The following is an 8,114-nucleotide window of genomic DNA, read 5'->3' on the forward strand; positions in this document are numbered from 1 at the left end:
GTGCAGTTGCTCTATTTGAATCCGTGTTTCATCCGTGTTCATCCGTGGCTAAATCCTGTTGATTAGAACGGTTGTGAGAAATGTTAGTAAGTCATTTGAAATTGACTGGAAAACGTCTTGGTTTTCTTATAAATTTTAATGTCCCACTAATTAAAGCTGGCATTAATAGAATTATTTTATGAAAATCTTCGTGTCATTGTGTCTTCGGGGCTAATTTTGCAGGCAAAGGTCATAACTTGAGCAAATCCGTTTACGATATTTTAAAAGAGCGCGGCTTCGTCAAACAGGTTACTGATGAAGATGCCGTGAAAAAGGCATTTGAGACCACCCAGGTGACAGCTTACGTTGGATTCGATCCGACAGCGGACAGCCTGCACGTCGGTAATTCGCTGGGTTTGATGGCCCTCGCTCATTTACAGAAAGGGGGGCACCGGCCAATCGCGATCATCGGCGATGGCACCGGAATGATCGGTGACCCAAGCGGCAAAACCGAAATGCGAAAGATGCTGACCGTCGAGCAAATCAAAGCAAACGCCGAGAAGATAAAATCCCAGGTAAAAAGATTTTTTAAGATAGATGGGAAAAGCGGGTTTGCGGTTCACAACGCCACCTGGCTGCTTGATTTAAATTATGTTGAATTTCTCCGTGATATTGGAAAACATTTTAGTGTGAACCGGATGCTGACGGCGGAAGCATACAAAATGCGCATGGAAACCGGTTTGAGTTTTATCGAATTTAACTATCAGGTTTTGCAGGCCTATGATTTCCTCAAGCTTTTCAAGAGCCATAACTGCACAATGCAGCTTGGCGGCGATGATCAGTGGGGAAATATTCTCGCCGGAGTTGACCTGATTCGCCGGGTTGAAGGCGCGGAAGCCGAAGGGATTACCTGGCCTCTGCTAACTACTGCTGGCGGTCAAAAGATGGGAAAGACAGCAGCAGGAGCCGTCTGGCTTGATGCGAACAAAACCTCGCCTTACGATTTCTACCAATTTTGGATCAATGTAGATGATCAGGATGTGAAAAAATGCCTCGCTTACTACACCTTCTTGCCGATGGCTGAAATTGAAAAACTGGCTAAGCTCGAAGGCGCCGACATTCGCAAAGCCAAACAGGTGCTCGCTTACGAAGTGACCAAAATCACTCACGGTGAGGAAGAAGCCGATCGTGCACAAAAAGCAGCGCGAACTGCTTTCGGTGGGCAGGCACAAGATTTAAGCGGGTTGCCGTCTTCCGAAATCGAGCTGGAGCGTTTGAAAAAGGGAATCCTCGCTGTGGATATTTTCGCCGAAGTCGGCTTAACGTCATCGAAGGGTGAGGCGAGAAGACTCATTCAACAGGGCGGGGCCTATGTCAATCAAAATAAAATAGAGAGCATTGAATCCGTCATTAATGATTCGAATTTGGACGACCACAGCGTCATGCTGCGGGCTGGTAAAAAACGTTATCATCGCTTGGTAGTTTCAGATCAGTAGTTTTTAAGAATAGTAAGAATAAATAGGAGTGCTGATGAAATGAGTACAAAGGAAATGGCCAAAAATGTTATTGATAAACTTCCTGATGAGGCTAATATGGATGATATCATTCATGCTTTATATATAAGAAGTAAGTTTGAACGCGGTATCAAAGAAATAGAGGATGGTAAGGGCGTTTCTCACGAAGAAGCCAAGAAAATCATGAGAAGTTGGACCAAGAATGACTAAACTAATTTGGTCAGAGTTGGCAATAAATGACATAAAGAGTATTCATGACTATATTGCGAAAGACTCTGCAGATCGCGCTGCCCTCTTTATTGAGCGTTTGATTGAAGCTGCTGATCGTCTTGAAGATTTACCCTACAGCGGCCGAATCATTGAAGAAATTGGAAAAGAGGAATGTAGAGAAATAATCTATGGCTCGTACAGAATTATGTATGAGATTAAGGGAAAAGTTGTACGAATATCTGGAGTTGTACATTCTGCTCGAGACTGGAAGCCGGAATAAACAATTCTAAGTTGGACACTTGATAGGAATCCTGCTTTTAATCTTACCAATCACACACCTAAAATCTGGAATAATTTAATCATTCCATTGTAGGTAAAAAAAGTTCGTAGTACCCAAATTTCTTGACATTCAAAACAATTATTATAAATTCTCACAATTATTAATTTTCGTTTAACTCACGAGCATTTTTGAAACCAGCCAATTCAGGCCATTAAGACAATTTTAAATTTCCCAATAACCGAAACAGGAGGGAAGGATGTCAACCTTATTTGCGTGTTGCAAAAACAAATTTCTGGGCATTTGCTTGGTTACCGCATTCTTTTATAACCCCTATCTCACTTATTCCCAAACCGAAATTCCCGACGAGGTTCTCGATATTTTCGATAACAGATGCGCGTTTGCTGGATGCCACGCAGGGACGACCTCTCCAAAAGGGTTGGATCTCACTGAAGATTTTGCATTGTCTTCGCTGGTCAATCAGCCGAGCGTTGACGCACCGGGTTATATGCGCGTAAAACCTCAAGATCCGGTTCGAAGTTATCTCATTATGAAATTAAAAGGGAGTTCGGGCATTGTGGGTGATAAGATGCCGAAAGGCTCTGACGCACTTTCTCAATCTGAGATTGCAGCACTCGCGTCCTGGATTAACTCTTTGCCCGCTGAGTTGAAAGCAGAGGCTCCTGAACGAGAGTATGCCGAGGCTTTCCCTGGTTTGTCTTTGGCAACTTTGACGACAACCCAAACCTTGGAAAAAGGGACTTTTTCATATCGAATAGCTCATAGATGGCAGGGCAAAGTAGATCAAGGCTTTGGTAAATTCTTCGGTCTTGATGATGGTGCGCACATGCTGACTCAGTTCGCTTTTCCTGTCAGTGACAACTTGGCTGTAAGTATTGCTCGTTCCGGGAATAATGCTACATTTGAATTCGGCGCTAAATGGCGTTTTATGCGCGAGAAAAACGATGGTTCGGTGCCGTTATCCGCCGCGGTAAATGTGGGTGTAGATTGGGAAACGATTAAGGAGATTCTCGACCCCGATAATCCGGCGCAATTTCTTAAACGCAGTAGCAGCGAACGTTTTCATTGGTTCGGACAGGTTGCGCTGAGCAAGCAGTTGTCCGGTAGAATTTCCGTTTTGCTCGTTCCCGGGATTCTGCTAAATGGAAATGTCAATACAACGGATGAGGACGCGATTTTCACTGTCGGCTTTGCCGGAAAATTTATGCTGGTCAAAGACTTTTCTGTTTTTGTTGAAGGAGTGCCGATTCTTTCCGGCGATTCCGGCGCCGCTCCCGTTGGCGGAGCACGCCCCGAAAGTGGAAAAAGTGTTTTTAACGACGCCTTCACAATCGGCCTGGAACGCAAAGTTGGCGGGCACGTCTTCCATGTCTATGTGACAAATTCGCTCGGATTGGCGACAGCTCAGTATATGAGCGGCGGCGACCTCGATTTCACAAATGGCGATTTCCGGCTCGGGTTTAATATTTACCGAATTTTAAGAATACCTTAGCAAAACCTTGCAGGTTTTTAAAACCTGGAAGGTTTACATTGTAGGAGAACATAAATGAAAAACATTTATAAAATAGGCAGCTTTTTTTTATTGAGCTTTGTGTTGTTTACCTATGCCTGTGAGCACGAACAAGGTGTCGGCCCGCAAGGGGGTGGTTTGCAAGCGACTTTTTCCAGCATTCAGAGTAATATTTTAACCCCAAAATGTGTAAATGCCGGATGTCATCCGGGCAGTTTAGCACCGATGTCGTTACAGGCAGGAGTGGCCCATGGCAATCTTGTAAACAGGCCTTCGGCATTTGGCATATCGCGGGTCGCTCCTGGGGATGCTGACAATAGTGCACTTTATTTAAAGGTCATTGGCGATAATAGCGTCGGTGCCCGAATGCCGTTGAGTCGCAATGCTCTAAGTTCTGCAGAAACAAATGCTATTCGCGATTGGATTAACAATGGCGCTCAAAATAATTAAGTCATTCACTAGCATTTCTCACTTCACAACCGTTCTAATCAACAGGATTTAGCCACGGATGAACACTGATGAAACACGGATTCAAGTAGAGCAACTGCACGGTAAGTTGTCAAACTCGACAAATAGCTATCCGTGTCCAATCCGTGTGAATCAGTGGCTTGATTTTGTTTTTAAAGAAATTAAGACTCATTTCTAAAGTGAGAAATGTCAGTATTGTAACTTACAAATTTCTACAATTTCAAATGGCGTGTCATGGTTTAATTTTTTTCTATAAATGCTTTTATCCGTGTCGAATCGGTGTTAACCCCGTTAGATAAAAACATCAGCTAAACAGAAAACCTAAAAACTCTTATCTAACGGGGTCAATCCGTGGCTCCAAAATATGGGTTGCGGCTTTGCCGCGCTGTGTCGCGTCGACCTTTGGTCATTGTAAATTGGGATTTGAGATTTATTTGAAATTTGAGCTTTGTGATTTGGAATTTCCGGTTTACCCCGTTGGATTGACTGTCCACGGGGTTTATCCGGGTTAGGTATTGTTAATCATGAAAGACGAGATTAGTAACAACGTAAATAATAAGCGGGCTCCCATTGTGATGATCGTTGATGATGAGGAGATGGTCACCAAAACCCTCGCAGCTTATCTGGCTTTGGAGACCGACTACCAGGTTGTCACATTTACATCCCCGCAAGAAGCGTTGAAGTCATTAAAGCAGAAACCGGTCGATATCGTTATTTCCGATTTTCTCATGCCTGACATGGACGGGATACAATTTTTCGCTGAGGTGAAAAAATTGTATCCCGACGTCACCCGGATTTTACTCACCGGATATGCTGACAAAGAGAATGCAATCAAGGCCATCAACCAGGTGGGTATTTATCAGTATATTGAGAAGCCCTGGGACAACGAAGGTCTTAAGATGGTCATTCGAAATGGCATCCAGAGCAAAAGCTTAAAAAAGGTTCTTGGCGAAAAAATTCAGGAGCTCGATGTTGTTCTGCTGGAACGCGACCGGTTGTCAGAGCGAGACGCAATGCTGCGCGAAGAACTTTCACTTGCACGGAATGTTCAGCAGAGCATGCTTCCAGAGAGCTTTCCGCAAATGAACGGAATTTCCATTGCCACGAAATACCAGCCGGCGCTGGAAATCGGCGGCGACTTGTTTGATGTGATTTCCTTAGCCGATGATAAAGTAGCCGTGCTCATGGCCGACGTCACCGGTCATGGCATTCAGGCCGCTTTGATTACCAGCGTGATCAAGTCTGCCTTTTCGGCTTTCCGGGACCGGGATGCAACTCCGGCCGATATTTTAATTTTCATGAATCGAATTTTGGTGAAGATACTCCCCACAGCCATGTTCGCAGCGGCCGCCGTTTTAATCATCGACACAAAGTCGGGACATTGCCATATTTCAAACGGCGGTATCCCGCAGCCTTTTCTGTTAAACCGAAATGGGGGGCTGGTTGAGCAGATTCCCGCGACCGGATTGCTGCTGGGTATCGCCGATGAAGAAACTTTTGAACCCGGTGATGAGGTTGCTTTTCAATTGAAGAAAGGTGATACCCTCATATTTTTTACAGACGGCATAAGTGAAGTTCCGGACGATAGCGGCGAACACTTTGATATGAAAATGGCCCAGGTGCTTCTGGAAGCTAAAAATAAAAAGGGCAAAGATATTCTTGAGCACCTGGTAAACGCGGCAAAGAAATTCAGCAGAAAAGATCATAATTGGGATGACATTGCGATTTTGGCAATTGAAAATGAGTCTTGAACAGTCCCCCTTTTAAGGGGGAAGATTGAGCGAAAGCGAAATCAGGGGGATGTTTGACCCGACCGGCTTCGCCGGCCACCTCCCTGAAGGGGGGATTATTTTGGGCGATTAGCTCAGTTGGTTAGAGCGCTGGTCTCACATACCAGAGGTCACTGGTTCGAATCCAGTATCGCCCACTATTGATTTTATTTAACTTAAACGTCCATAGATATGTCTTCACTTTTGCCAAATTAGTCATTTTCGAGATATATTCGAAACTTTTTTAACCCGAATTCATCTCACTTAATAGATAAGAGAAATTACTTTTAAGAACAACCGAAAAGTTAATATTCGGGTAAAAAAAGCCATAGCAGTGAACCCGAAGGTGAGTGTTAAAATGAAATGAAAGCGGTGAGAAATGCAAGGTGAAAAAAATAACGCAACTTTAACGCCAACTTTTTGAAGATTGTAATATATGAAAGACTGGATTTTTGCGGAAGGCTGGAAGAATGGTAGTGAGCTAATTACAAATCAAGTTGCTTTTGCTTTTTGTTCCTTTCTGGTTTTCTTTCTGCGTAACTAATTTCCATCGGCCAAAATGGCGAACACATCTTCCATTTTGGTTTGTTGTCTGCTTTCCACTCTACTTGGAGTTTGAGCTTGCCCAAACGTACAAGCTCCAAACCCCTGATGCGTAGTCGGTGGCGCGATTTGTTGGATTTTAGAAGATATGTGTTTTTTGAGGATTTCTTGCCTTGCTCAGTTACAAAAACAAACCGGATTTGAAATTCTTTGTCGAACTCATGTGGCTCAAGTAGCCAAAATGTATGCAATTCCACAAGCGGAAAAACCATCGCCTCATCTTCCTCGTAGGCAAACTCTCCCTCGATATTTAGGTTTTCCACTAATGTAAAGAGGCTCCAAGTATTGGTGTCCCTATCGAGCGATGAAGAGTGAGTAACGGCAACAAAATAACAGTCAGGCATATTTTTTAATCCGTTAGGGCTTTAAGCAGCTGCGCGTAGACTTTCATTTGAATATAAGTCTCGTACCGAAATATTTATATCATTCTTGCACTCAAACGAAACGTAACCGGCTTCCAATTTTTGCAATCTTAATTTCAATGAGGACTCTGTTGAAATATTGACTGTTTGATTAGCAGAAAGACGATTATACAAATCTCTGGCGAGCGTGCTTATCCAGATTGCCGGCGTTTTATCATATACGGAAATTCGCAAAAGCATCTCGATTGCCTTTTCTGTAGCAAAGCGACTTACTATGGGCAAGATTAAAGCTAATTCGATTTCCGGTAAGTCTCTTTCTTTGCTTTCAACCACGAATCTCCATAAATTATCAGCATGCTCCAGAAGTTCATCAGAAGTAATTAGCCCCAGCTCAAGCTTTCTTTTAAGATCAGACGATTCGGCTAATCGTTTTGCTAAACGAATGTACCGATTTACTGTACTGCTTGAAAGTAGCATTAATGTAGCTCGACCTAGAGCACTTTCTTCTAATAGATAAGGCCAATTTTTCATGTTCGTAATCTCCAATACTCAATTTCACAATCGTTAAAGTATGTACAATGTTTGACTCTGTGCTCGAATTCCCCAAGTGCACCCCATTTGCTCCAAACAAAGATTATCGGCGTTTTTCCTATTTTCTCCACGCGACATATAAAACCAGTATGGTCAATTTCCATAGTTTTTCTGTGTCGGTAGACTACTATGTCGCCCAGTTGTGGAGGAGTCACTATGCATTTATAAAAATCCCAATTGAGAAGGTCATCAATATCCACGGGTTGTCCGGGACTGTCTAGGTTAGTTCTGCGGCTAGCAAAGACCAAACCATGACAATTGTACCGCCCAGTTGCCGGAGATAGTTCCACTGCACTGGAAAGATTCGTATTCAGATATGGATTATGTTGTCGTTCTAAAGCTATCATTCTCGAACTAGGGTCAGCATCAATGTAGTTAAAAATATTATTGCCATTATAACTTTGAAGTTCTAAACTTCTATTGGGTGTGGGATTCACTGATAAATACCTCGTTTCTTACTTTCCCTTGAGGCAATATAACGGGCATTTTTTTAAAAATCAACTAAAACTGGTTTTATAAAATCAAGAAAGTTGCCAAAACCGTCCTTAGTTGTGAAATCAAAGGCCTGGCGGGGCCCCAGGTGGCAAATAGGTGGCAAATAGGTGGCCTTTCAACTTAGATTTTCGAAACATATTCGAAACTTATTGGTGGGAACGAATGCGAATTTCTGCGAACAAGTACGTACAAAACAATGAGTTAGGAAAATCAAAATATTTCCAAATAAATCAACTCAACATGTCTTTGTAAGTTGCTTAATATTAAACAACTTAAGTGTCGATATATTTGTCAAGTCCCCGTGTCTCACATACC

General features: G+C 43.0%; 8 protein-coding genes and 1 tRNA gene. 7 read left to right on the forward strand and 2 right to left on the reverse strand.

Annotation, left to right across the window (positions count from 1 at the left end):
- Positions 1-236: 236 nt before the first annotated feature.
- From IH879_15225 to IH879_15255, 7 genes are all read left to right on the forward strand, one after another.
- A complete protein-coding gene (locus IH879_15225) occupies positions 237-1,475 on the forward strand; it encodes a tyrosine--tRNA ligase (GenBank protein MCH7676286.1) in 1,239 nt (412 codons plus the stop codon).
- 39 nt (positions 1,476-1,514) lie between these two features.
- Positions 1,515-1,703, forward strand: coding sequence for a hypothetical protein (locus tag IH879_15230; protein ID MCH7676287.1), 189 nt, complete (start codon positions 1,515-1,517; stop codon positions 1,701-1,703).
- Positions 1,696-1,983: a type II toxin-antitoxin system RelE/ParE family toxin gene (locus IH879_15235; protein MCH7676288.1), complete on the forward strand. Its 288-nt coding sequence runs from the start codon at positions 1,696-1,698 to the stop codon at positions 1,981-1,983. The genes IH879_15230 and IH879_15235 overlap by 8 nt, the downstream gene beginning before the upstream one ends.
- Before the next feature lie 256 nt (positions 1,984-2,239).
- Positions 2,240-3,493 (forward strand): hypothetical protein, encoded by a 1,254-nt coding sequence (locus IH879_15240; GenBank protein ID MCH7676289.1) that lies wholly within the window; start codon positions 2,240-2,242, stop codon positions 3,491-3,493.
- Positions 3,494-3,547: 54 nt separating this feature from the next.
- Positions 3,548-3,961, forward strand: a complete 414-nt coding sequence (locus tag IH879_15245; protein MCH7676290.1) for a hypothetical protein — start codon at positions 3,548-3,550, stop codon at positions 3,959-3,961.
- Between the two features lie 542 nt (positions 3,962-4,503).
- Positions 4,504-5,730, forward strand: coding sequence for a SpoIIE family protein phosphatase (locus tag IH879_15250; GenBank protein MCH7676291.1), 1,227 nt, complete (start codon positions 4,504-4,506; stop codon positions 5,728-5,730).
- A gap of 102 nt (positions 5,731-5,832) precedes the next feature.
- Positions 5,833-5,906 (forward strand) — tRNA-Val (locus IH879_15255).
- A gap of 327 nt (positions 5,907-6,233) precedes the next feature.
- On the opposite strand, the gene IH879_15260 is transcribed toward IH879_15255, so the two are convergent.
- Together IH879_15260 and IH879_15265 are read right to left on the reverse strand one after the other, a co-directional pair.
- Complete coding sequence (locus tag IH879_15260; protein MCH7676292.1) at positions 6,234-6,695, reverse strand: hypothetical protein; 462 nt, start codon at positions 6,693-6,695, stop codon at positions 6,234-6,236.
- Positions 6,696-6,716: 21 nt separating this feature from the next.
- Positions 6,717-7,244: a hypothetical protein gene (locus IH879_15265; GenBank protein ID MCH7676293.1), complete on the reverse strand. Its 528-nt coding sequence runs from the start codon at positions 7,242-7,244 to the stop codon at positions 6,717-6,719.
- Between the last annotated feature and the right edge of the window lie 870 nt (positions 7,245-8,114).

This window comes from candidate division KSB1 bacterium, from assembly GCA_022562085.1.
GTDB lineage: Bacteria > Zhuqueibacterota > Zhuqueibacteria > Oceanimicrobiales > Oceanimicrobiaceae > Oceanimicrobium.

Coding starts and splice junctions, on each gene's coding strand:
- IH879_15230 (MCH7676287.1), top strand. CDS start 1,515: ATGAGTACAAAGGAAATGGCCAAAAATGTTATTGATAAACTTCCTGAT.
- IH879_15240 (MCH7676289.1), top strand. CDS start 2,240: ATGTCAACCTTATTTGCGTGTTGCAAAAACAAATTTCTGGGCATTTGC.
- IH879_15245 (MCH7676290.1), top strand. CDS start 3,548: ATGAAAAACATTTATAAAATAGGCAGCTTTTTTTTATTGAGCTTTGTG.
- IH879_15235 (MCH7676288.1), top strand. CDS start 1,696: ATGACTAAACTAATTTGGTCAGAGTTGGCAATAAATGACATAAAGAGT.
- IH879_15260 (MCH7676292.1), bottom strand. CDS start 6,695: ATGCCTGACTGTTATTTTGTTGCCGTTACTCACTCTTCATCGCTCGAT.
- IH879_15265 (MCH7676293.1), bottom strand. CDS start 7,244: ATGAAAAATTGGCCTTATCTATTAGAAGAAAGTGCTCTAGGTCGAGCT.
- IH879_15250 (MCH7676291.1), top strand. CDS start 4,504: ATGAAAGACGAGATTAGTAACAACGTAAATAATAAGCGGGCTCCCATT.